The following is a 22,810-nucleotide window of genomic DNA, read 5'->3' as shown; positions in this document are numbered from 1 at the left end:
CCATCCTGCGGTTCAAGGCCTACCCCTCGCCTACGCCCCCACCTCCCGGCGTGTCACCAACGTCATGACCCACAACAACTAGCTGAACGCCGCTCGCAGGAGAACGCGTCAGCGTTGTGGAGCCTCCTTGAGTCCGCGCTGCACTTGCGCGAGCCGGGTCGGTGGGAGGACACCCGTGCCGAAACGGACCGCTTGATGGCGCTCCGCCCACGCCTCCGACGCCGTGCCGAACTTGCCAGCCGGCTCGCCGACGCCGGGGCGCCGGTCTGGGCCCGGGCGATCCTCACATCCGGCGGCGACCCGGCAACGGTCGGCGACTCACATGATGCCTCCACGGCGTGGGATATCGCCGCAGCGCGGACGTGGCTCTCTGAGCTGCACGCCACCTCGGACGTTGCCCACCTCATGGAGCGCGCGCACGAGGAGGCAACGGATCTCCGCGTGCTCATCACCGACCTCGCCAGCAGGTCGGCACGGGTTCGACTGAAGCAGAACACCAAGGACCGCCAACGCAAGGCACTGGAGGTCTGGCTTCAAGCTACCCGACGTGCCGGTAAAGGGACAGGAAAGAACGCGCCTCGTTTCCTCGCGCAGGCGCGCGCGGCACTCCCGGAAGCGATGGGTTCGGTGCCCGTGTGGATCATGCCGATCTACCGCGTACTTGAGAACTTTGACCCGCGGGTCTCGGAGCCCTTCGACGTCGTGATCGTCGACGAGTCCTCCCAGTGCGACCTGTTGTCCCTTGGAGTCCTTGCCCTTGGCGAGAAGTCCGTCGTCGTCGGCGACGACAAGCAGACCTCACCCCAGGCCGTTGGCATCAAGACTGACCGGATCTTTGACCTCCAAAACCAGTTCATCGGGGACCTTCCTGGCAAGGCCCTACTCACGATGGACGAGTCGCTGTACTCCATCTCGGGGCGAGCATTCCCGTCGACGATCCTGCTGCGGGAGCACTTCCGTTGCGTGCCGGAGATCATCGCCTTCTCTAACCGTTACTACAGTGGCAAGGTGCTTCCACTGCGGGAGGTCACCGTTCCACAGATCGGCGAGCCGTTGCGTGCGGTCCACGTAACCGATGGTGCATCGGTGCGGGTCGGGTCGCACCGGACCAACCGGCGTGAGGCAGAAGTACTCGTTGACCAGATCGCTGATTGTGTTGCCGACCCGCGGTACGACGGACTCACCTTCGGCGTCGTCACGATGATGAGTGGCCCGCAAGCACAGATCATCGAAGCCATGCTCGTCGAGAGACTGGGCACCGAGGAATACGAGAACCGGAAACTGCGGGTCGGCACCCCACCGGTCTTCCAGGGCGATGAGCGCAACATCATCTTTCTCTCGGTCGTTGCGGACGACAACTCGTACGCCGCAACTCGGCCGATTCACGAGCAGTGGGCGAACGTCGCTGCGTCGCGTGCCCAGGACCAACTCTGGGTCTTCTACAGCGTGGACCCCGCAACGTTGAACGCGCAGGACCAGCGCCGACTGCTGATCGAGCACGTGCGGGACGGGGGCAAGCGCAAGAACCACATCGATCTGTTCGAGCTCACCGAGTCGAAGTTTGAGCGGGACGTCCTCACACGAATGCTCGAGCGTGGGTACGACGTCGAGCCGCAGCACCGCGTGGGCGCCTATCGCATCGACTTTGTCGCAACGGTGGGCGAGGGCGAACGTCTGGCAATCGAGTGCGACGGTGATTCGTTCCACGGCCCGGACAAGTGGGACGACGACGTGCGTCGGCAACGAGTGCTCGAGCGGCTGGGTTGGAACTTCTGGCGCGTCCGAGCCTCCGCCTTCTACCTTGACCCCGAAGAAGCTATGCAGCCGCTCTGGGAGCGGCTCGAGACGCTGAAACGCCGTGCGGCCGAGAGTGCCGAACGGCGCCAGGCCCAAGAAGAGCGGCTCGCCGCCCAGCGACTCGCGCGCCTTGAGCGTGAAGCCGAACGCGCGGCCCAGGCTACCGCCCCCTCGGCTTCGACCCCCTCGGCTGAGGTCCACCGTCCTGACTCTGCACCACGCCTTGCCCCGGAGACTGGGTCGACGGTTACGTCACGCCCAGATTCAACTGCTCGCGCGGGGGAGGTCATGCCGACCACCCCGTCCATGGAGGCACCCGCAGCGGACATCCGGAGGTGGGCACTTCAGAACGGGATCCCTGTCGGCGGCAGGGGGCGGCTGTCGCCCGAGGTCAAGGAGGCGTATATCCGCGCCCAGGTGACGCAGCCTAACGCGCAAGTGTCGCGAGTGAATCCCACCACTAGGCACAGGGTTGAGATCGACCGACCGAGGACTCCCCTTGAGCGGCCGGGGGTGCCAGAGTTTGCAGCCAGCACGGGTGAGTCCTCCCCCACACGGGAGGAGCTCGAGGATGCCTGGGCGACCGGCCGTCGCTATCAGCTCGACCACTCAGGAGCGGTGTACCCCCGGGGAGGCGGCATTGACCTCATGTCGGCGATCGGTCGCGATGCCGCCCTTCCCATCGTCAACGCAATGCGGCGCGCGCGGCCTGCCGGCGGAACGTTCAAGCGAAGCCGTTCGGGCGTCCTTGTCACGTATAAGAATGGCGCTCCACTATTCGTCATGCGCGTGCCGCCAGAGAGCTGGTTCTCTGGCGAGCCCTGAGTTCTGTCGCGTCGGCGATCGATCTGCTCGGACCGGTCCGCGAGACGAGTGGTGAAGCATCCAGTTGAGGGATCTTCGTGTTCCGGTGAATGCCCGCTTATGACCTTATTCACCACGAACCGCGACGGGCCGCACAATTGGGGCCACGAAACCCAGGGCGCCTCACAATGTTCGTAGCGCTCAGTTGCGTGAGAGATCGTCCTGCTCGAGCTCTTCCAGAGCCGCAGCGAGAACGGCCCTCCACATGTGGCGGGGAGCGTTGTCCTCGAGGAGGTCAAACACGTTGGCGGCATGGAATCGTACGGTCTTCTGCTGTGACGGGGACAGATTTGCCATAGTAGGGGCGGCTGAGGGAACGCGAGGTGATGCGATCGCCGGGGAGTCCTGCCCAGTCGTCGGCGCGATATCGATGGTCGCGAAGGGAGCTGCCGGAAAAGCGTCGTCGGCCGGCCCTGTAGTCATAGTGGTTGCTTCCGCATCGCCAACGTTTCCCGGCTCACCCACAGAGAGCGTCGATGGCAGGGAGCCGACGGGGTAGATGACATCTAGGTACTTCGTGGTGCGCGTGAGAGCGATATACAGCATGCGCTCTCCGTGGGGTCCGGCCTTGACGATCTCGGCCGGGTCGACAACGACAACCGCGTCGAACTCCAGGCCCTTCGCGGCGACAGGGCTCACGAGGTTGATGGATGCCCCCAGCGCACCATTGTCCGCGTCGTCCCAGTTGATGTCCTCGTCGCGGAGCGCAGCGATGATTTCGTCGCGTCGCGCATCCGGGCAGACGACGCCGAGGAACCTGCCCTTGCCCGAGTGTTCTTGGACCGACCTAACGGCGGCGAGGGCAACTGATTCCGGGGCCACTTCCCGGAACTGGGGATCGCGTGGCGCATCCCGAACAACCAGAGGAGCAGTGATGCCGGGCGCCGCAGTGGGCAGCAACCTTGCCGCGAGGTCCATCACCTGCCGTGGGACGCGATAGCCGTACTTTAGTTCGACCGACTCGTGCGGGAGCGGGGACCGTAGGAGGTTTACCACCTCGTCCCATCCGTCACGCGCCCAGAGGCCCGTCGACTGAGCGATGTCCCCTACTACGGTGAACGCGCCGTTAGCGGAGCGGCGACGGACCGCCAGCCACTGCATGGGCGACAGGTCCTGCGCCTCGTCGACGACGATGTGCTTGTAGGACTCGCTCTCACCGCCCATCTCCGCCGCGGCATGGTCGAGCAAGACGATGTCCTCGCGCGACCACGTCTGCTCTGCCAGTCGCGGAGCTGACGCGCGGCGAAGCAGCTGAAGCTCGTCTACCGTCAGCGACGTGCCCTGAGCAGCAGACACCAGTCGCTCTAGGGAGCCGTAGAGGTCACGCACATACGACTGCGGTGAGAGCTGTGGCCAGATGCGCTCGATTGCGTTGTCAATTTCGCCGACGTCGAGAAGGTCGCGGACGTCGCCGGATATCCGGCTGCGGTCATCCTTGGCGCGTCGGCGCGCCTTGACCGCGATCTCCGAGGTCAGACGCTCGCGGAAAGCGACGCGCCCGGATGAGTAGGGCATGTCGCTCTCCTCATTGATCATGGCGGTGACCTCGACAGGCTCGAGCCGCACTCGCCAGGAAACCCCGCGCACGGTGAACGGTTGACTCTCCGCGGGGTGGCGCAGGCGATCCCGTAGCCCCTTCGCCAGGACCTCGACCATCCGGTCGTCACCCTTGAGTCGCGCCGCGGCAGCCTCTTCCTTGAAGTTGACGGTGACCGGAGTGCCGAGCAAGCGAGTGATGTCGGTCTGGCGCACGTGCTCGTCGCCGAGCTCCGGCAGCACCTTGCTGATGTACCGCGTGAACGTCGGGTTGGGCCCGATGATGAGCACGTCTTCCGGAGCGACGTCTCCCTCATAGAGGAGCGAGGACACGCGGTGGAGGGCGACAGCAGTCTTGCCCGTGCCTGGTCCGCCCTGGATGACGAGTAGCTGATCGGCATCAGCGCTGATGAGGGCCGCCTGGGCCGCCTGGATCGTCTCGACGATCTGGCGCATCTCCGGCTTACGTTCCTGCTCCAGCACGGCGACGAGCAGGGAATCCTCGCCCATCACGTACGCTACGGGATCCTTCCCTGGATTGACCCCCTCCAAGTCGGCGATGCGCTGGGCTAGCTCCGCGAAGACCGTGTCGTTCGTCTCCGTAATCGTGTTGACAGGCTTCACGTAGTACCGACGTTGTCGAACGACATCGCCCGGGTCCTGGGCTGTCGCCGAGGCGAGTCCTTGGATGAAGCGGGCCTTCCAGGAGTAGACGAGTGCATCGCCGGCGCTATCTCGAACCCCAGCCCGACCGACGTAGAACGTCTCATCAGTGGTATCGATGCGTAGGTACGCCGCGGCATCCGACGGGTCACCCAGTGTCTCGTCGGCTGCGGCATTCGCCTTGAGATGGCTCGCGGCCTTGTTGTCGCCGGCAGCAGATGGCGCGGCGCTTCGTGCTGCCCGCTTTGACTCCCGGGTCTCCCGGGCGTGGTCGAAGAATGCCTGCTCATCGACAAGCGTCGCGCCGACCGGTGGAGTGTTCACAATTCTCCTATGATTTGGGACTTTAGGGTTAGCGAGATCCTCTGACAGCGTCAGAGGGGCCATTCTGCGGCGAACCAGCGAGAGGTGTTGCAGCCCGCGCTACGAGCGCTTGAAGGTTTCGAAGCGCCAGGCGAGCAACTCGCGGTCTGGTCGATCCACGCGTCGCCGAGGGACGGTGATCTGGCGACCGTGCATCTCCTGGAGGCCATGCTTGAGCATCGGTCCGTCGATCTCTTCCAGGAGATCGAGCGCAAGGCGGACCTCGTAGTCAGGTGTCACGGCGAGCATGTTGTGGTCGTAGGCAGCGTGGTGGATCTTGCACAAGGCGAGGCCATTGTTCACGGTGGGCAGGCCACGTTCGTCGCTGTCCGGGATGATGTGAGCGGCATCGAGGAGAGCGCCGTGCTTGATATTGCAGACAGCGCACTGGGTCTCGTAGGCGACGAGCACGCGTGTGCGGAACGCTGGCTGGTGCAGTCGCTTTTTCGCAAGCCGGAGGGCATGCGCACGTTGGGGTGCCGTCAAGTGGCCGGGGTCGGGGATGAACTTGAAGGCCTCATCGAGAGCAATGAGGAACTGGCGATTCTCGGGCTCGTCGTCGACGACGTAGACCGGGGCAACAGGCGTATAGATGTTCGGGACTTCCTTGCGGAAGAGGATCAGCGGCATCCCGGTCTCCATCGCGTGCCGGAGCTTTCGGTTGTCTCCGGTCCACGGGTCGCCAGCGCGATAGGCATAGTGGAGGAGCCCATCGTCGGACTCAGCATCGTCGTACGGGCCGTCGGCGACGCTCACGATCGACAGCGTTGACGAGAAGGTCCTTGGATTGCGGATCCCGCGGGAATAGTCGATGACGGGGAGCTTCCCGCCGTCGATGTGGAAGTCGAGCAGCTCGTCACGATGAAGGAAGCCACCGTTCATGTCTGCTCGCTGGTGGACCCACTGGATGATTCGCGCTCGGAGGGCGGCTTCGACGGCTGAGTCCATGGCGGAAGCTCATCAGCCCCGCGACGTACTTTCAAGCTTCAGAAGGGTGAAGTATGGGCGGAACGTCCAGATCGTCGGCGCGGGCGACGCATGGGCAGCGCGAGTCGAAGGGCGACTCGCGCACGGGAGGCGCCGGCGGCCCGCGCCGACGCCTCCTGAGTACGTAGTTCCCACACTCTTCGCTGCAACCCGTTGACCACGCACACCCAGCGCGAGCATCCTCCACGCATGACGACACCGACCGCGTGGCAACGGCGCCGCGCTCCGCTCGCGACCCGCCGCACCACTCTCGCGGCCCGCCCCGCATCACTCACCACGCCCACCACCAACACGCCCGCCCACCGCAGACTCCTCCTCGCCGCAGCTACCACCGCAGCGACCCTCGCCCTCGTCGCGGTCGCCACCACCTCACCCGAACCGGCAGCCGCCGCCGAGACCGTCTCCGTCTCGACCGCGGCCCAGCTCAAGTCCGCCCTCGCGGCGGCCACCCCGGGCCAGACAATCCACCTCGCCGACGGCGTCTACACGGGCAACTTCAAGGTCACGGGGCGCCCGGCCACGGCGTCGGCCCCGATCACCCTCGAAGGCTCCGCGAACGCCGTCCTGCGCACATCGAGCGGCGGTGGCAACGTCCTCCAGCTCACCGACGCCGATCACTGGACAGTCCACGGCATCACGGTCCAGAACGCCCAGAAGGGCATCATGGTCGACTCGTCCGACCACGTCACGATCGACGGCGTCACGGTCCACGACCTCACCATGGAGGGCGTGCACTTCCGCACGTCGAGCAGCTACGGAGTGCTGAAGAACTCGCGCATCTTCGACACCGGGCAGGACGGGCGCGGCATGGGCGAGGGCGTCTACGTCGGGTCCGCCAACACCTACAGCGACACGTCCGACCACGTCCAGATCCTCGACAACGTCATCGGCCCGCTGGTCCGTGGCGAGAACGTCGACATCAAGGAGGGCACGCGGGGCGGCCGCATCGCGGGCAACACGTTCTACGGCGACGGCCTGACGGGCGCCAATTACGACGACTCGTGGGTCGACGTCAAGGGCAACGACTACGTCGTCGAGGACAACGTCGGCGTCGGGACCACGAAGTCCGGCTTCCAGCCGCACCAGCAGTCGCCTGGCTGGGGCTGCGGAACGACCTTCCGGAACAACTCCTCGGACCTGAGCGGCGCCGTCGGGTCCGGGCGGTACGCGATCGAGGTGACCGTCTACGACGCGGCGACCTGTCCGGTGACGGTGACGAGCGACAACACGGTCGTCGGGGGAGACGGCCTGGTCAACCCGGGCATCCCCGTCTCGCTGGTGGGCGGCGGGCCGAGCCCAGAACCCAGCCCGACGCGGGAGCCCACCCCGAGCCCGACGCCCTCACCCTCGCCGAGCCCCACCACGCCCGCGTGCACCGCTCCGGCCTGGAACGCGGGCGCCGTCTACACGGGTGGAGCCACCGTCTCGCACGCCGGCAGCACCTACACGGCCCGCTGGTGGACCCAGGGTGAGACGCCCGGGACGGCGCAGTGGGGAGCGTGGGCGGTCGTCGGGACCTGCTGATCGGCTTCTAGCATCTGGTGGTTTTCACCCCGGTCGCCCAAGTGCTGCGAGATCAGCAGCATCAGCAGTAGAGTGCAAGCATGGTCTCGATCACGATCCGCGACGTCCCGCAGGAGGTGCGCGACGAGCTCGCCTCGCGTGCGGCCGCCTCAGGGCGATCGCTGCAGGAGTACCTCGCCCAGGCCCTCGACGACCTGGCAGCCAAGCCGTCGCTCGAGGGCGTCCTCGTCGACATCCGTCGCAACGCCCGGGGCTTCCCTGCGCTCGAGATGGACTCGTTGACCGCGGACCTCGCCGCCGACCGCCGGTGAGTCACCACCGTCAGGGCGGTCTCGCCGTCCCGGATGCGTCGGCGGTCGTCGTATTGCTCATCGACCCGTCGACGCGGGGCGATACGGTTGCCCAACTGCTCCGTGGCGCCACGTTGTTCGCTCCGTCGCTCCTTCCGTACGAGGTCACGAACGTGCTGCGCCGTCGCCGCGCAGCAGGACTGCTGTCGGACGGCGAGGCGCGTATCGCCTTCGACGCTCTGCGTCGCCTGCCCGTCGAGCTCTGGCCCTTCGAGGTGCTGGCCGCCCGAGCCTGGGAGCTCGGCCCCAACCTGAGCACGTACGACGCCGCCTACGTCGCGCTCGCGGAACATCTCGACGCCACCCTCGTCACGACGGATGCGCGGCTCGCGCCCGCGCCCGGCCCCCGCTGCACGATCGAGCTCGTCGCCTAGGACGGGCCATCGGCCCCTGTGGACAACCCTGGCCCGACGACGCACGGCGTCACCGCACCCCCGTGACCTCGACCCGCCCCAGCAGCTCCTCGAGCACGCTCTCGCTCACGACGGGGATCCCGTACCGCCGCGCGGTCCGGGCCTTCCCGGACAGCGAGTCCGGGTCGGCCGCGATCACGACGCGCGTGCGCTTGGTGACGTTCGGCCAGGGTGACAGTCCGGCCGCCCGCGCCTCGCGCTCCCAGTCCTCGCGGGGCCGCGTCATGGCCCCGGTCAGCACGATCTCGTCGCCCTGAGTCAGCGCGAACCGAGGCCGCGCGGCCACGGTCGCGACGGCCCCACCCAGCGCGGCGCCCCGGGCAGCCCGACCCAGCGCGTCAGCCCCGCCCAGCGCGTCAGCCCCACGCGGCCCGACGGCGCCGCTCGCCTCCGCGCGCAGGTGCGCTCCGGCGTCGGGCTGGGGGGCGAGCGCCGGGCCGGACGCCGCGCGCTCGACCGCCGCCGCGACGTCGTCCGCGTCCATGCCGAGCTGGCCGGCTACCTCGTGGAGGTCGGCGACCTCGGCGTCCGAGAGCACGCCGTCCTCGAGCGCGACCCGCGCGAGCGCATCGAGGTAGCCGTGGTGCAGTGACTCGACCTGTGCGCGGCTGAGCCCGGCCTCCTCGGCGGCGGCGAGCAGGGCGCCGCGCTCGGTGAAGGACACGTACCGGTCGAGCAGGGCGAGGTCGAGGAGCGCGAGGTAGTCGTCGGCCTCGACGGGGAAGGGGACGCGGTCGAGGCGGTCGGACAGGCCGGAGAGCCAGTGCCCGGTGGGGCGGCTCGCGCCGCGCAGCACGGGGGAGAAGCCGTCGGGGACCGCGAGGCCGGGCCACGAGTGCGTGGCAGACGCCTCGTGGGCCTGGGCCCAGAGCGGGTCGGCGTCGTCGAGTCCCAGGTAGTGCTCGAGGAGACCCGCGGTGGCGCGGGCGTCGCCGAGAGCCGAGTGGGCGCCGTCGTGCACCACGCCCGCGAGCTCGCAGCAGATCGCGAGACCGCGCGGCGCGGACGGCAGGAACGTCCCGGCCAGGCGCATGGTGCACAGGCACGCGAGCGGGTCGATCCCCACGGGCAGGCCCACGCGCCCGAGCTCGGCGCGCAGGAAGCGCGTGTCGAAGCTCGCGTTGTGGGCGACGATCACGCGCCCCTCGATGAGCCGCGCGAGGTGCGGCGCGACGACCGCGAACGTGGGCGCGAGGCTCACGTCGGCCGCGCTGATACCGTGCACGTGCTGCGGTCCGAGGTCGCGCTCGGGGTTGACGAGCGTGCACCACTCGTCCTGGACGCGACCGGCGGCATCGGTGAGGACGACGGCGACCTCGGCGATGCGGTCGTGCTGGCGGGGCGAGAACCCTGTGGTCTCGAGGTCGATCACGGCGAATCCGGGCACGGGGGACAGCGTGCCAGGTTCCGGCTGTGGGGTGAAGTCCCGGCATAGGGCTCGGTGGGGCGCATGTCGCCGAGCGATACGCGCGGATCATTCCTAACCTGTACGGACATACCGATTCAACGGGGAGCTGTAGTGCGCACTGGTGTCGTCACGGCCACGGTCCTGCTGTCCGCCGCAGTCCTCGCGGGGTGCAAGGGGCCCGTTCCCGGCCAGCCCACCCCGACGCCCACCCCGACGCCCAGCGTGACGAGCACCCCGACGTCGCCACCGACCACGCCGCCCGTCGAGCCGACGCCCACCCCCAGCCCTACGGATCCCGCGACGACCCCGCCCACGACGCCGCCGCTGGGCGACGACCAGGTCTCGATCAGGGTCCAGATCCCCGAGCGCACCGCTCCGCCCACGGGCGACTGACCGTCAAGACGTCGCACGCACTGCGGCATCAGGACCTGCCCCGCACCGCCCGGCGCCGCCGCCTCGCTTCCTCTGCCGTCTCCTCGGCGGCCGCCAGGTCGCGGTCGATCGCGGCGAGCTCCTCCTCGGCCTCGGCGAGGACGCCCCGCGCCTCGTCGAGCGCACCACGGACCTCGTCGCGTTCGGCGGTCAGGCGGGCGATCTGCTCGTCGAGCGCGCTGAGGCGCGCGTCCAGCGGCCCGACGGCGTCGCTCGCCTCCCGCACGACGTCGGCGGCCTGGTCGCGGCGGCCTTCGAGGCGGTCGATCTCCGCGGCTGCCGCGGCGACGTCACGCTCGGCGGCGGCGAGGTCGGTGTCCGATCCAGGGTGCTCGGTACCGGCGTCGTCCCCGGGGGCTTGCTCGGTCCGCGCCCGCGCAGGTTCCGTCCGCTTCCCCCGCGTCCCGCCGCCGGCGCGTGCCGCGCCGCCGGCACCCGCCCCGGGCCCCCGCCGCGCCTCCCGTTCCGCGCTCAGCGACACGACGTCCGCGGTCTCGCCGGACTCGTCCACGATCCCGAACCCGACGTACTGCAGCGCCTGCGTCAGCCGCCCGGCCTGGACGAGGGCCCCCGCGCCCGGGTCCATGACGGCTGCGGTCAGCGTCTCGCCGAGTCGCCGCAGCACCTCGCCCGACACCGCGCGGCCGTCGACCTCCCCGGCGCGCGAGACCTCCGTGACCAGGGCGTCGACCTGCCGTCGGCGCTCGTGGTCGAGCTCGGTGAGGCGCGCCCGGTCCCGCGCCTCGGTCGCCGCGCGGAGGTCGTCCCCGAGGGCCACGAGGTCGGCGACCTGCGCGGCGTGCGAGCGTGAGACCTGGTTGACGACCCACGCCGCGACGGTCGGCTTGGTCAGTGCCCGGAGCCGGGCGGCGCCCACCGCGTCACCGCCCGCGGCTGCCTCCTTCGCTGCGGCGTTGCGAGCCGCGACGAACTCGTCGAGGGGCAGGGAGAACAGGTGGTCGACGGCCTCGTCGGCGCCCGGTGCGTCGCTGCCCGAACCGCCACCGTCCGAGGTGCCGCTCTCGTTCATCGCCCCAGCGTCGCACCGTTTCTCCGACATCGCCGAGCATGATGCCCAGCCCGCTGCCGACCAGCGGCACGCGGCTCGATCCGGGCCCCTGTGGAACCAGGACCGCCTGCTCGGCACCTCCGGGTAGTCTCCGGAGCCGACCGCGCCCGGATCGCACCCCCGGAGCGCGACCCACACCGACGCAGGGGAGCCCGTGAACACGACCGCCTCGACCACCGCACCGTCGGCCGAGGTCGGCGCGACCCTCGAGCCGACCACCACCGACGCCGCACCCGACGACGCGACGGACGCTGCGCCGTCGGGCCGCGAGAGCGGGAAGCCTCGCCTCGATGCGGTCACCGGCTGGGTGGGCCGCGCGCTCGCCGCCTACCCGCACCCGGCGCCGCCCCTCTCGACGAGGTGGGACGCGTCCGTCGCGGGGCTCGTGCGCCAGGTCCCGTACGTGCCGCGCTTCGCGACGAAGCCCCTCGAGCTGCTCGACCGGTTCGGGGCGGTGCACGTCGGGGCGCGGGAGATCGGGTTCGACGGCGACCTGGTCGACTGGGACCGCGTGATCGAGGTGCGCACGCAGCCCGCGTGGTCCAGCCTGTCGGCCGACGCGCTCGAGGCCAACTTCGCGCAGTACCTGCGCGTGATCCCGCGCGTGCCCGGGCGCGGGTGGGTCCTGGGCAAGGTGTCGGAGCTCCTCGTGTCGCTCTACCTGGCGGTCGTGCCCCTGCCCGACGACGTCGCGTACCTTCTCGACTCCGAGGCGCCCCGCGACGACTCCGGGTCGGGCGGCTCGTTCACGCGGAGGACCGTGACGGAGATCGTCTACCGGCGCCGGATCGGGGAAGGTGAGCGGCAGGCGTCGACGACGTCGGTCCTGCTGCAGCTCGCCTTCCCCGGGTCGACCGACGCGATGCTGGCGATCGCGGCCGAGCGCGAAGTGCGCGTCGCGCACGTCCCGGTCGACGAGGGCGAGATGGGCGCGACGATCAAGCGCGCCGCGGCGTGGCGGTCGACCGCGCTGAGCCTCCGCGACCGCTTCGCCCGCACGCAAGGCCCGACGGCGTAGGTCGCCGCGACCGCTGTCGGCGCTGCAGGAGGGGCGAGATGGGCGCGACGGCCGTCGCTCGCCGTGCGACGCAGCAGCCCGGCGACCTAGGCTCCGAAGGGAGCGGGGCGACCGCCCGAGACGGTCACGCCGGCCCGCTCTCGAGCCACGACACCACACGATGCGGAGAACCATGGCGCGCAGGACCATCGTCATCACCGGGGCGAGCGACGGGATCGGCGCCGCTGCTGCGCGGCGACTGAGCGAGGACGGGCACGAGGTCGTGGTCGTCGGGCGCTCGCCCGAGAAGACCGCAGCCGTCGCACGTGAGCTGGGCGCCGACTTCCTCGTGGCGGACTTCGCGCGCCTGAGCGACGTGCGGGCGCTCGCGGAGGACCTCCTGGAGCGCTACGAGCGGATCGACGTCCTCGCGAACAACGCGGGCGGCATCATGGCCGACCGCCAGGTCTCCGAGGACGGTCACGAGCTCACGTTCCAGGTCAACCACCTGGCCCCGTTCCTCCTCACGACGCTGCTGCTCGACCGGCTCGAGGAGAGCCGTGCGAGCGTCATCAGCACGAGCAGCGCCGCCCACCGGCTCTTCAGCGACTTCCACCTCGACGACCTCGAGTCCGAGCGCGGGTACGCGCCGAACACCGCGTACGGCAACGCGAAGCTCGCGGTCAACCTGTTCACGCGCGAGCTCGACCGCCGGTACCGGGCGTCCGGGATCTCGGCCGCGGCCTTCCATCCCGGGGTGGTCGCGACGAACTTCGCGGCGACGTCGACGAGCAGCATGCGCGTCCTGTACCAGAGCGTGCTGAGCCGCTTCCTGACGTCGTCGGCCAAGGGAGCGGACACGCTCGTGTGGCTCGCGACGTCGACGCCCGGGGTCGACTGGGAGCCCGGGAACTACTTCGTGAAGCGCAAGGTCGCGGCGACCCACCCTCTCGTGGGTGACGCGCGGCTCGCGGCCGAGCTGTGGGACGTGAGCGCGGCCATGGTCGCGGACGCGGCGGAGCCGGGGGCCGCTGCCTGAGGACGTCCGCTGGGGCGTCGCTCGGCCCGCGGGGTCGGTGGCCTGGACAGCACGACGGGGCCGGTGCTCTACGCACCGGCCCCGTCGGTCTCACCGCACCGCAGGCTGAAGGGGGGTTGGCCTGTGGCCGGGAGTCTGGGGACCGTCAGGACGCCGAGGTCGTGACCTCGATGCGCTGCGGCGTCGTGCCGGCGTAGACGCCGGAGACGGTGACGGTCAGGACACCTGCGTCGTAGCGGGCGCTGATCGCGTCCGCGTCGGCTGCCTTGGGGAGGGTCACGACGCGGTGGAACGCACCGTAGCGGACCTCGCGGACGCGACGGCCGTCGGCCTCCTCGGCGCGCTCGTCCTTGCGCTCACCGCGCACGACGAGCTTGCGTCCCTCGACCTCGACCGTGACGTCCCGGGCAGGGTCGATGCCCGGCAGGTCGAAGCGCGCGACCAGGTCGTCGCCGTCCTGGTAGACGTCGGCGTGGGCCGGGACGCCTGCCACGGGGCGGGGGGTGAGGAGGTCACGCAGGGCGCGGTCGAATGCGGGGCCGGTGGTGAGGGTGGTGGTCATGGTGACTCCTTCGGTCGGTGTGTGAATACCTCTGACCGTTACAACTTGAGTCACCTACGCTCAATTCCAGGTGTGCGTTCGCCGTCGACGAACACCCGCCCGGGTGCCGAACCCGAGGTTCGCCGGGCCCCGGCGACCAGTTGCCTGACGAACCTCGGGTTCGGCATCGGGAGTCAGCCCAGCACCGGGAGTCAGCCCAGCACCGCGACCAGGAAGTCGCTGTCGTCCGCGAACGGCCGCAGGTCCCACGTCGAGAGCTTGAGCTGGACCTCGAGCCCGGCCTCGGCGACGTCGGCGAAGAACGCGTCGAACGCGTACCCGCGCCCGGCCCCGAACCCGACCACGGCCCGTCCCCCCGGCGCCAGGTGGGCGCGGAAGCGGCGCAGGACCTCGACCTCGGTGCCCGGCGCGAGGAACGTCACGACGTTGCCGGCGCACACGATCAGGTCGAACGGCTCGCCGACCCCCACGGCGGGCAGGTCGAGCTCGGCGATGTCCCCGACGAGCCACGTCGACCCGGGGTGGTCGGCCTCGGCGGCCTCGATGAGCACGGGGTCGACGTCGACGCCCACCACGGTGTGCCCGCGCGCCGCGAGCTCGGCGCCCACGCGGCCCGGTCCGCTCCCGGCGTCGAGGACCCGTGCACCGCGCGGGAGCATGGCATTGACGAGCCGGGCCTCGCCCGCGAGGTCGGCGCCCTGGGCGGCCATGGAGCGGAACCTCTCGACGTACCAGGTCGAGTGGGACGGGTTCACGGCGGTCTTCTGCTCCCAGCGCGTGGGGTTGGCCTTGCTCACCGGTGGCTCCTCGGGGTCGGGCGGGTGGTCGGGTCCGGCCGAGGCTCGGGAGCCCGGTCGGGCGGAGCCTCGACCGTACCTCCGTCCTGCTCGCTCACCGCCGCCGTCCGGGGCGGGCGACCCGCGGTCTCAGCGGCCGGACGGCCCACCGAACACGAGGTTGCCCGCGGTCGACAACGGGGTTGAGGTCGTCATCAGCCTCATGACGACCTCAACCCCGTTCTCGGCACCGGGGGGGCGGCTACCGGCCGAAGGCCTCCAGGATCGGGGTGTCGCCGTCGACGAACCGGATGAACTGACCCACGGTCGACGGGGACTGGAGGGACTGCGCGACGACCAGGGCCACGTTGCCTCGCGAGACGCTGCCGTCGTCGGGGTCGAGCTCGATCGACCCGGTGGGCGCGTCGTTCGTGAGCGTGCCCGGGCCGAGGATCGTCCAGTCGAGGTCGGTGCCGCGCAGGTGGTCGTCGGCGGCGAGCTTGGCGTCCGCGTACGGGAAGAAGCTGTTGTCCTCCGGGATGCCGTGGTCGGGCGTCGAGCCGATCCACGACACCATGACGTAGCGGTGCGCCCCGGCGGCGGCCGCGGCGTCCATGGAGCGGATCGCGGCGTCCCGGTCGACGGCGTAGGTGCGTTCCGGGCTCCCGCCGCCTGCCCCGGCGGACCACACCACGGCGTCGTGCCCGGACAGGGCCTCGGTCATCTCCTCGGTCGACGCGTGCTCGACGTCGAGCAGCAGGGGGGTCCCGCCCAGCTCCTCGACGAGCGGCAGCTGCGACTCCGAGCGGACGATCCCGCTCACGTCGTGGCCGTGGTCCGCGAGGATCGGGACGAGCAGGCGACCCACCTTGCCGTGGGCTCCGATCAGGGCGATCTTCATGGTTCTCCTCGGGTCTCGTTCGGGTGTGCTCTCCACGGTGCCCTGCGGCGGCGCGCTTCGCCTGCCGGGGCGGGGGTGCTACTCCTCGACGACCGTCACCGTGACGTCGATGTTGCCGCGGGTCGCGTGGGAGTAGGGGCACACCTGGTGCGCGGCGTCGGCGAGCTCCTGGGCCACGTCGCGCGGGAGCCCCGGCAGGCTGACCTCGAGGCGCACGGCGAGCGTGTAGCCGCCGCCGTCGAGCGGTCCGATCGACACGCCGGTCCCGACCGCGGAGTCCGCGACCGTGATCTTGCGCTGGCGTGCGACACCGAGCAGGGCGGAGTGGAAGCACGCCGCGTAGCCCGCGGCGAAGAGCTGCTCGGGGTTGGACCCGTCGCCGCTGCCGCCCATCTCCTTGGGCACGGCGACGTCGAGGTCGACGCGCCCGTCGGTCGACCGGACGTGGCCGTTGCGGCCCTCTCCGGTGGCGAGTGCTTCCGCGGTGTAGAGAACCTTCATCGTGCTACCTCCAGGTGGGCTGACGGACGAACCCCTCGAACGTATGTCGCTCCGGGCAACTGTGCGTGGTCGGTTCGCCCAGGGCGCAGCGGCGTCCGACCGGAGGCCCGTCCCCAGGTACCGTGGAACGTCGCCGCCTCGGCGTCCTTCCTCGACCACGGAACGACCGCACCCCCATGACCAACGCACCTTCGCCGTCGGGCACTCCTGACGGCTCGTCCTCCTCCCTGCCCGACGGCGCCACGCACCCGCCCGCGTCCCTCGCCCCCGAGGGCGAGCAGCTCGCGCACGGCCTGCGCACACGCCACCTGACGATGATGGGGCTCGGCTCCGCGATCGGGGCGGGGCTGTTCCTCGGCAGCGGCGTCGGGATCGCGACGGCCGGACCAGCCGTCCTGGTCTCGTACGCGGTGGCCGGGCTGCTCGTGATCCTCGTGATGCGCATGCTCGCGGAGATGGCGTCGGCCGTGCCGTCGAGCGGGTCGTTCTCCGTCTACGCCGAGACCGCGCTGGGGCGCTGGGCGGGCTTCACGCTGGGCTGGCTGTACTGGTTCACGCTCATCATGGTGCTCGGTGCGGAGATCACGGGGGCCTCGCAGATCGTCTCCGGGTGGGTCCCGGGCGTGCCGCAGTGGGTCGTCGCGCTCGTGTTCGTCGCGGTGTTCGCGGTCGTGAACCTGTGGGGCGTCAAGCACTTCGGCGAGTTCGAGTTCTGGTTCGCGTTCATCAAGGTCGCGGCGATCGTCGCGTTCCTGGTGATCGGGGTCCTGCTCGTGCTGGGCTGGCTGCCCGGCACCGACCCGGTGGGCACGACCAACATCTTCGGTGACCCTGCCTCGCTCGCGGGCTTCGCGCCGAACGGGCTGCCGGGCATCGCGGCCGGGCTGCTGGTCGTCGTCTTCGCGTTCGGCGGTATCGAGATCGTGACGATCGCCGCGGCCGAGGCGCGCGACCCGCAGAAGGCGATCGTCACCGCGACGCGCTCGATCGTGTGGCGCATCCTCTTCTTCTACGTCGGCGCGGTCGCGATCATGGCGCTCGTGCTGCCGTGGGACGCCCCCGAGCTGCTGAGCGGCCCGTTCGTCGCGGTGCTCGACCTCGCGGGGCTGCCGAGCGCAGCCCGGCTCATGGAGGCCGTGGTCGTCGTGGCGCTGCTGTCCGCGTTCAACGCGAACGTCTACGGCACCTCGCGCATGGCGTTCTCGCTCGCGGGCCGCGGCGACGGCCACCCCGCGCTGACCAAGGTCTCGCCGACCGGGGTCCCCTGGGTCGCGGTGCTGCTCTCGGTGTTCTTCGGCCTCGTGTCCGTGGGGCTCAACTGGCTGCTGCCGGGCGAGGTCCTGGGCATCCTGCTCAACGCGGTGGGCTCGGCGCTGCTCGTCGTCTGGGTCTTCATCGCGGTGTCCCAGCTCCGGCTGCGCCGTCGCCTCGAGGCCGCAGCGGGCGGCGCGGACCGGATGACGCTGCGCATGTGGGCGTACCCGTGGCTCACGTGGGCGACGTTGGCGGGGTTGGCGGGGCTCGTGGTGCTCATGCTGTTCGACGACGCCGCGCGCGTCCAGCTCGTCTCGACCGTGGTGCTCGTGGGCGTGATCGTGGCGGTGTACGGGGTGCGGTCGTGGCTCCGGAAGCGGACCGCCTGACCCCTGAGGCGCCGAGAACGAGGTTGCGGTCGTTCTGGGCCCCAGAACGACCGCAACCTCGTTCTCGACGTGGCGTGGGGCGCGGGTCACCAGTCCCAGATGCCCTCGCCGATCACGAGCTTTCCGTCCTGGCCGATCACGTAGGTCGTCGAGTAGCGCAGGTCCCGTTCGTAGCTGTAGGGGGTGGGCTCGGTCTCGGCGAACCATCCGCCGCCAGGGGGCATGGTGCCCGTGCGGGTGACCTGGCCGTCCCGGACCTCCACGGTGATCGACGGCCCGTCGTCCGTCGCCGTGAACGTCGGGTCGGTCGTCACTGCCCACGCAGCGCCCGTGACCTCGTCGGCACGGTAGGAGAAGTCCGCGAGCTCGCACCCCTCGGGCTCGGCCTCGGGTGAGGCGACACATGCGTCGAGGTCTGCCCGAGCCGCTGCCTCGGCCGCGTCGAGCGCTTCCGACGTGAACGAGTAGCCGAGGACCTCGTCATCGGGCCCGTCGGACCAGACGTCCCCAGGCCCGCCGACGGTGAACGTCAGCGTGGGTGCGCTCTGGAGCTCTCCGACGTCGGGCAGTGTGACTTCCCACCGGCCGGGGAGCGCGCGGAACGCCGGTGAGCCGCTCGGCGCCAGGTCGACGTCCACGCCGTTCACGACGACGGTGCCCAACTGTTGGTTCGCGACCGATGCGAGGTCGACGACGGGGACCTCCGGAGCGACGAGCTCCCAGCGGTCGAACACGAGGAGCTCTGCTCCCGTGCGGCGGACCGTGAACGTCTGGGTCGACTTCCGGCCCTCCTGGTCGTAGGTGGCGGTGATGGTCGCGATGTCCTCGAAGCGCTCGATGTCGGTGATCGTGGCGCCGGTCGGCCGTTCCGCGACCCCTCCGTACACGTCGTTCGTGAGCAGGGTGCGCTCGCTGTTGGGCACGTCCGGGTCGGCGAGCGCGAGGGCAGCCTGGGCGTCGCCGCGCTCGAGGGCGTCGAGATAGGCCTCGACGGGGGCGGAGGGGGAGTAGACGGTGCTCGCGACGACGTTCCGTGCGACGGCGGCGCCGACCACCACGATGATCCCTGCGCCGACGGTCCCGAGGACGATCAGCGCCTTCTTGCGGTCGACGGCCGGGAGCGTGGGCGGACCCGCCTCGGGAGTGGTGGGGAGGCTCGACGGCGCCGAGCCCGCAGGCACGTCGTCCGCCCCGGGGTGCGGGTCGGCTCCGGACGGGGCGCTCTGGACGGCAGGCGCGGGAGGGGCGGTACCGTCACCTGCGGTGCCGCTGTCGCTGCCACCCGGGGGCTCGGTGGTGGTGCGGGTGGTCGACAGGAGGTTCACCAGTCGAGGCGGGAGCACCGCGACCACCCACGGGGCGAACCGGCGGGCCACGACCTCGACGAGCAGACCCCACGCTGCGGCGACGAGAGCCGTCCAGACGGCGAGATGCAGTGCGGCCTCGCCTGCTGCGGAGCCGAGGAGTCCTGCGGACGCGCTCCCGACAGCGCGCACCCCCGACACGAGGGTGGCGAGCAGCGTGACCGCTGCGAGGACCAAGGGGGTCGCCCAGGCGGCCGACCAGGGCAGGGGGTCGCGTGCGACGAGGCGCAAGCGGGTGCCGGCGGCGACGACCGCGATGACGGGAATCAGGACGGCGAGCCAGGCCCAGGCCGGCACGCCCTCGCTGGACAGCGTGGCGACGTACCCCGCTGCGGCGCCGCCTCCAGAAGCGCTCGCCTGGATGCCGCCGAGCGAGGCGACACCCAGTCCCAGGACCAGGACGTTGGGCAGGACGGTCAGGACGCCGGTGATCGTCTCACCCAGGCCGAGCCGTGCGACCCCGGCGATGAGAAGGATGATCAGGGTGAGGCCGACCGCGGGGACGGCACCGACGAGCAGCGCGTCGGCCGAGCGTCGGACGACGGCCGGCACGGGGATGCCCAGAGCAGTGAGCCCCGGCTGTGGCGAGCGGAGCGCGAGGCCGAGCGCGGCAGCAGTCGTGCCCACGAGGATGCCGCCCGCGAAGACTCCGAACGCGTTGACACCGGTCGTGAACGCATACTGGAACAGTCCGTCGCCCGTGCTCTGTGAGAAGCGGAAGACTGCCGCGAGGATCGCGCCCCCGAGCCCGAGGACGCCGCCCGTCACGAGGGACTCGAGCCACAGCGTGCGGGGTGCCCGAGGGGCGACCGCGTCGGTCGTGCGGCGCCGGACGACCGTCCACAGCAGGATGCCGGCCATGATGACGGCGGTGATCGACAGCGGCGCGAGGAAGACGCTCGCGGATCCCTGGCCGACCAGTGAGGCGTTGAGCGGGCCGAGCAGCGCCATGCCGACGAACAGGAACGGAAGCGTCAGTACCGCGCCGAGTCCGTCGACCGACACGTCGCTGCCCCCGCTCCAGGACGAGGCGTCGGTGGTCGCCATGCTGATCCCGAGCGCGACGACGGCGAGCAGAGCCACGACGAGTCCTGCCGCGTAGCCGATGCCCGCGCGGGCCGCAGCGGCCGTGAGCTGTTGACGGGTCAGAGGGAGCGTGGGCGGTGGCGCATGCCCGGCGGGCTCTCCCGTGGTCGCTCCCTCGGCGGACGAAGGGTTCGAGGCGATCGTCTCTTCTGGCATTGTCCTGGCGTCCCCCTGGGGCGCCGTCGTGGTCTCGATCGACCGAACCCAGAGACGCCCCCTGCTCTCTGGTGAATGTGGCGCCCCATTCGTAGCAGGTCGACCCCCCACGTAGGCACTTGTCCACAGGTTGGCTCCGCTCGCCCAGGCGATCAGAACCGTTGACACCCACCCCCTCGTGGGTGTGCGCTGGAATCTCGCGCCGAAGTGCACCGGGAGTCTCGGGGAGAACCCATGTCTCGCATCGCCGGCTGGATCACGCACCGTTACGCCAAGTGGGTCGTCATCGCGTTCTGGGCGGTCGTCCTGGCACTGACCGCGCCGCTGGCCGGCAAGCTCACGGGAGCGCAGGACAACGACGCCAAGTCCTGGCTCCCGGCGAACGCCGAGTCGACCCAGGTGCTCGACGTCGCGAGCAGCTTCACCTCGCCCAACACGATCCCCGCGGTCCTGGTCTACGTGCGCGAGTCGGGCCTCACGCCCGAGGACCTCGCGGCGGTCTCCCAGGACGTCGCGACGTTCGGTGAGCTCGACACGCTGGACGGGGACGTCGTCGGGCCGGTCCCGTCGGAGGACGGGCAGGCCGCCCAGGTGATCGTGCCCCTCGACCTGGGCAGCGAGGGGTGGAACCTCGCGGCCGACGCGGTCGCGGACCTGCGCGCGACCGCCGAGGACGGCGCGAACGGCATGGACGTCTACGTGACCGGTCCGGCCGGGTCGGCCGCGGACTCGTCCGCCGCGTTCGAGGGCATCGACTCGACGCTGCTGTACGCGGCGGCGGGGGTCGTGATCGTGATCCTGCTGCTGACGTACCGCAGCCCCACGCTGTGGCTCCTGCCCGTGCTCTCGGCGGGCGTCGCCCTGACCGTGTCGCAGGCCGTGATCTACGTCCTCGCGGACACCACGGGCCTGACCGTGAACGCGCAGAGCGCGGGCATCCTCACGGTCCTGGTCTTCGGGGCGGGGACGGACTACGCCCTGCTGCTCGTCGCGCGCTACCGGGAGGAGCTCCGTCGTCACGAGGACCGGCACGAGGCCATGGCGCTCGCGCTGCACCGCGCGGGCCCGGCGATCGTCGCGAGCGGTGCGACGGTCGCGATCGGCATGCTGTGCCTGCTGTTCGCGCAGATGAGCTCGACGGCCGGGCTGGGGCCGGTCGCGGCGGTCGGGATCGTGGTCGCGCTGCTGGTCATGCTGACGCTCCTGCCCGCGCTCCTGGTCGCGACGGGCCGGTGGGTGTTCTGGCCGCGCGTGCCGCACCTGGGCGACGACGAGCCGACCGAGCACGGCGTCTGGGCGCGGCTGGGCAACCGCATCGCGAGGCGCCCGCGGCGCGTGTGGGTCGTGACGTCGATCGTCCTGGCCGTGCTGGGTCTGGGGATCACGCAGCTCGACGCGAACGGGCTGTCGAGCGCCGAGTCGTTCCGGGGGGAGCAGCCGTCGATCGTGGGGGAGCAGGTCCTCAGCGAGCACTTCCCGGCCGGGTCGGGGTCTCCCGTGGTGGTCGTCGCGGACGCGTCGTCGCCCACGGCCGTGGCTGCGGTGCACGACGCGTTCGCGGGGACCGAGGGGATCGACGCGTCGACCGTGACCGAGCCCGTGACGAGCGGCGGCTACGCGTACATGGAGGGCACGCTCACGTCCGAGCCGGACTCCCGCGCCGCCTACGACACGGTCGACCGGGTCCGGGACGCGGTCCACGCCGTCCCGGACGCCGACGCCCAGGTGGGCGGGGTGAGCGCGATCACGCTCGACGTCCAGCGCGCCTCGGCCGCGGACAACATGCTCATCATCCCGATCATCCTGCTGACCGTGCTGGTCATCCTCGCGCTGCTCCTGCGTGCGATCACGGCGCCGCTCATCCTCGTCGCGACGGTCGTGCTGTCGTTCACCGCAGCCTTGGGCGTGAGCGCGCTCGTGTTCAGGTACGTGTTCGGGTTCGAGGGCGCCGACACGTCGCTGCCCCTGTTCGTGTTCGTGTTCCTCGTCGCGCTCGGGATCGACTACAACATCTTCCTCATGACCCGGGTGCGCGAGGAGTCGCTGCGCGTCGGGACGCGGCGAGGTGCGCTCGTCGGGCTGGCCGCGACGGGCGCGGTCATCACGTCGGCCGGGCTCGTGCTCGCGGGGACCTTCGCGGTGCTGGGCACGCTGCCCGTGGTCGCGTTCGCGGAGATCGGGTTCGCGGTCGCGTTCGGCGTCCTGCTCGACACGCTCGTCGTCCGGTCGGTGCTCGTCACGGCCCTCAACCTCGACGTGGGACGGCACATGTGGTGGCCGAGCGCCCTGGGCCGCAAGGAGGACGTGCCGGTCGAAGAGGCGCCCGCGCTCCCGTCGGGCGCACCGGTCCGCGAGTAGCACCCGGCCAGGAAGACCCAC

The 22,810-nt window shown here is 70.6% G+C and carries 18 protein-coding genes; 9 read left to right on the top strand and 9 right to left on the bottom strand.

What is annotated here, in order from left to right:
* Positions 1-195 precede the first annotated feature (195 nt).
* Positions 196-2,622: an AAA domain-containing protein gene (locus H9623_RS15295; protein ID WP_193720883.1), complete on the top strand. Its 2,427-nt coding sequence runs from the start codon at positions 196-198 to the stop codon at positions 2,620-2,622.
* A 180-nt stretch (positions 2,623-2,802) separates the two neighbouring features.
* Here the strand turns inward: H9623_RS15295 and H9623_RS15290 are convergent, their stop codons facing one another.
* Positions 2,803-5,184: a HelD family protein gene (locus tag H9623_RS15290; protein ID WP_193720882.1), complete on the bottom strand. Its 2,382-nt coding sequence runs from the start codon at positions 5,182-5,184 to the stop codon at positions 2,803-2,805.
* A 99-nt stretch (positions 5,185-5,283) separates the two neighbouring features.
* A complete protein-coding gene (locus H9623_RS15285) occupies positions 5,284-6,171 on the bottom strand; it encodes an HNH endonuclease (protein WP_193720881.1) in 888 nt (295 codons plus the stop codon).
* A 228-nt stretch (positions 6,172-6,399) separates the two neighbouring features.
* Between H9623_RS15285 and H9623_RS20075 the strand changes: the two genes are divergently transcribed.
* From H9623_RS20075 to H9623_RS15270, 3 genes are all read left to right on the top strand, one after another.
* Positions 6,400-7,734 carry a carbohydrate-binding protein gene (locus H9623_RS20075; protein WP_193720880.1) on the top strand — a complete coding sequence of 445 codons (1,335 nt, stop codon included), beginning with the start codon at positions 6,400-6,402 and terminating at the stop codon, positions 7,732-7,734.
* An 80-nt stretch (positions 7,735-7,814) separates the two neighbouring features.
* Positions 7,815-8,045: a FitA-like ribbon-helix-helix domain-containing protein gene (locus H9623_RS15275; protein WP_056653009.1), complete on the top strand. Its 231-nt coding sequence runs from the start codon at positions 7,815-7,817 to the stop codon at positions 8,043-8,045.
* The gene (locus tag H9623_RS15270) at positions 8,042-8,458 is read left to right on the top strand and encodes a type II toxin-antitoxin system VapC family toxin (RefSeq protein ID WP_193720879.1); all 417 of its coding nucleotides are present in this window, start codon (positions 8,042-8,044) and stop codon (positions 8,456-8,458) included. Before H9623_RS15275 ends, H9623_RS15270 begins: the two co-directional genes overlap by 4 nt.
* A gap of 49 nt (positions 8,459-8,507) precedes the next feature.
* Here the strand turns inward: H9623_RS15270 and H9623_RS15265 are convergent, their stop codons facing one another.
* Positions 8,508-9,884 (bottom strand): exonuclease domain-containing protein, encoded by a 1,377-nt coding sequence (locus H9623_RS15265; protein ID WP_193720878.1) that lies wholly within the window; start codon positions 9,882-9,884, stop codon positions 8,508-8,510.
* A gap of 132 nt (positions 9,885-10,016) precedes the next feature.
* Between H9623_RS15265 and H9623_RS15260 the strand changes: the two genes are divergently transcribed.
* Positions 10,017-10,298 carry a hypothetical protein gene (locus tag H9623_RS15260; protein ID WP_193720877.1) on the top strand — a complete coding sequence of 94 codons (282 nt, stop codon included), beginning with the start codon at positions 10,017-10,019 and terminating at the stop codon, positions 10,296-10,298.
* Between the two features lie 28 nt (positions 10,299-10,326).
* Here H9623_RS15260 and H9623_RS15255 read toward each other — a convergent pair whose 3' ends face one another.
* Positions 10,327-11,367 carry a hypothetical protein gene (locus tag H9623_RS15255; RefSeq protein ID WP_227748737.1) on the bottom strand — a complete coding sequence of 347 codons (1,041 nt, stop codon included), beginning with the start codon at positions 11,365-11,367 and terminating at the stop codon, positions 10,327-10,329.
* 193 nt (positions 11,368-11,560) lie between these two features.
* Here H9623_RS15255 and H9623_RS15250 point away from each other — a divergent pair, with 193 nt between their 5' ends.
* Both H9623_RS15250 and H9623_RS15245 read left to right on the top strand, forming a co-directional pair.
* Entirely contained in the window at positions 11,561-12,424 is an 864-nt protein-coding gene (locus H9623_RS15250; protein ID WP_193720876.1) for a hypothetical protein, read from the top strand.
* Positions 12,425-12,596: 172 nt separating this feature from the next.
* Positions 12,597-13,442: an SDR family NAD(P)-dependent oxidoreductase gene (locus tag H9623_RS15245; RefSeq protein ID WP_193720875.1), complete on the top strand. Its 846-nt coding sequence runs from the start codon at positions 12,597-12,599 to the stop codon at positions 13,440-13,442.
* Between the two features lie 145 nt (positions 13,443-13,587).
* Here H9623_RS15245 and H9623_RS15240 read toward each other — a convergent pair whose 3' ends face one another.
* The 4 genes from H9623_RS15240 to H9623_RS15225 form a co-directional block, all read right to left on the bottom strand.
* Complete coding sequence (locus H9623_RS15240) at positions 13,588-14,004, bottom strand: Hsp20/alpha crystallin family protein (RefSeq protein ID WP_193720874.1); 417 nt, start codon at positions 14,002-14,004, stop codon at positions 13,588-13,590.
* A 191-nt stretch (positions 14,005-14,195) separates the two neighbouring features.
* A complete protein-coding gene (locus H9623_RS15235; protein ID WP_321575474.1) occupies positions 14,196-14,801 on the bottom strand; it encodes a class I SAM-dependent methyltransferase in 606 nt (201 codons plus the stop codon).
* 241 nt (positions 14,802-15,042) lie between these two features.
* Positions 15,043-15,681, bottom strand: coding sequence for an SDR family oxidoreductase (locus H9623_RS15230; protein WP_193720873.1), 639 nt, complete (start codon positions 15,679-15,681; stop codon positions 15,043-15,045).
* Positions 15,682-15,759: 78 nt separating this feature from the next.
* Positions 15,760-16,182, bottom strand: coding sequence for an organic hydroperoxide resistance protein (locus H9623_RS15225; protein ID WP_193720872.1), 423 nt, complete (start codon positions 16,180-16,182; stop codon positions 15,760-15,762).
* A 176-nt stretch (positions 16,183-16,358) separates the two neighbouring features.
* On the opposite strand from H9623_RS15225, the gene H9623_RS15220 reads away from it, so the two are divergent.
* A complete protein-coding gene (locus H9623_RS15220; protein WP_193720871.1) occupies positions 16,359-17,825 on the top strand; it encodes an amino acid permease in 1,467 nt (488 codons plus the stop codon).
* A gap of 86 nt (positions 17,826-17,911) precedes the next feature.
* On the opposite strand, the gene H9623_RS15215 is transcribed toward H9623_RS15220, so the two are convergent.
* Positions 17,912-20,431 carry a hypothetical protein gene (locus H9623_RS15215; protein ID WP_191804253.1) on the bottom strand — a complete coding sequence of 840 codons (2,520 nt, stop codon included), beginning with the start codon at positions 20,429-20,431 and terminating at the stop codon, positions 17,912-17,914.
* Positions 20,432-20,665: 234 nt separating this feature from the next.
* Between H9623_RS15215 and H9623_RS15210 the strand changes: the two genes are divergently transcribed.
* Positions 20,666-22,789 (top strand): MMPL family transporter, encoded by a 2,124-nt coding sequence (locus H9623_RS15210; protein WP_193720870.1) that lies wholly within the window; start codon positions 20,666-20,668, stop codon positions 22,787-22,789.
* Positions 22,790-22,810: the final 21 nt, after the last annotated feature.

It is taken from the genome of Oerskovia douganii (assembly GCF_015142735.1).
Classification (GTDB): domain Bacteria; phylum Actinomycetota; class Actinomycetes; order Actinomycetales; family Cellulomonadaceae; genus Oerskovia; species Oerskovia douganii.
The sequence above is the reverse complement of the archived record's forward strand: the minus strand, read 5'-3'. Positions and strand labels throughout refer to the sequence as shown.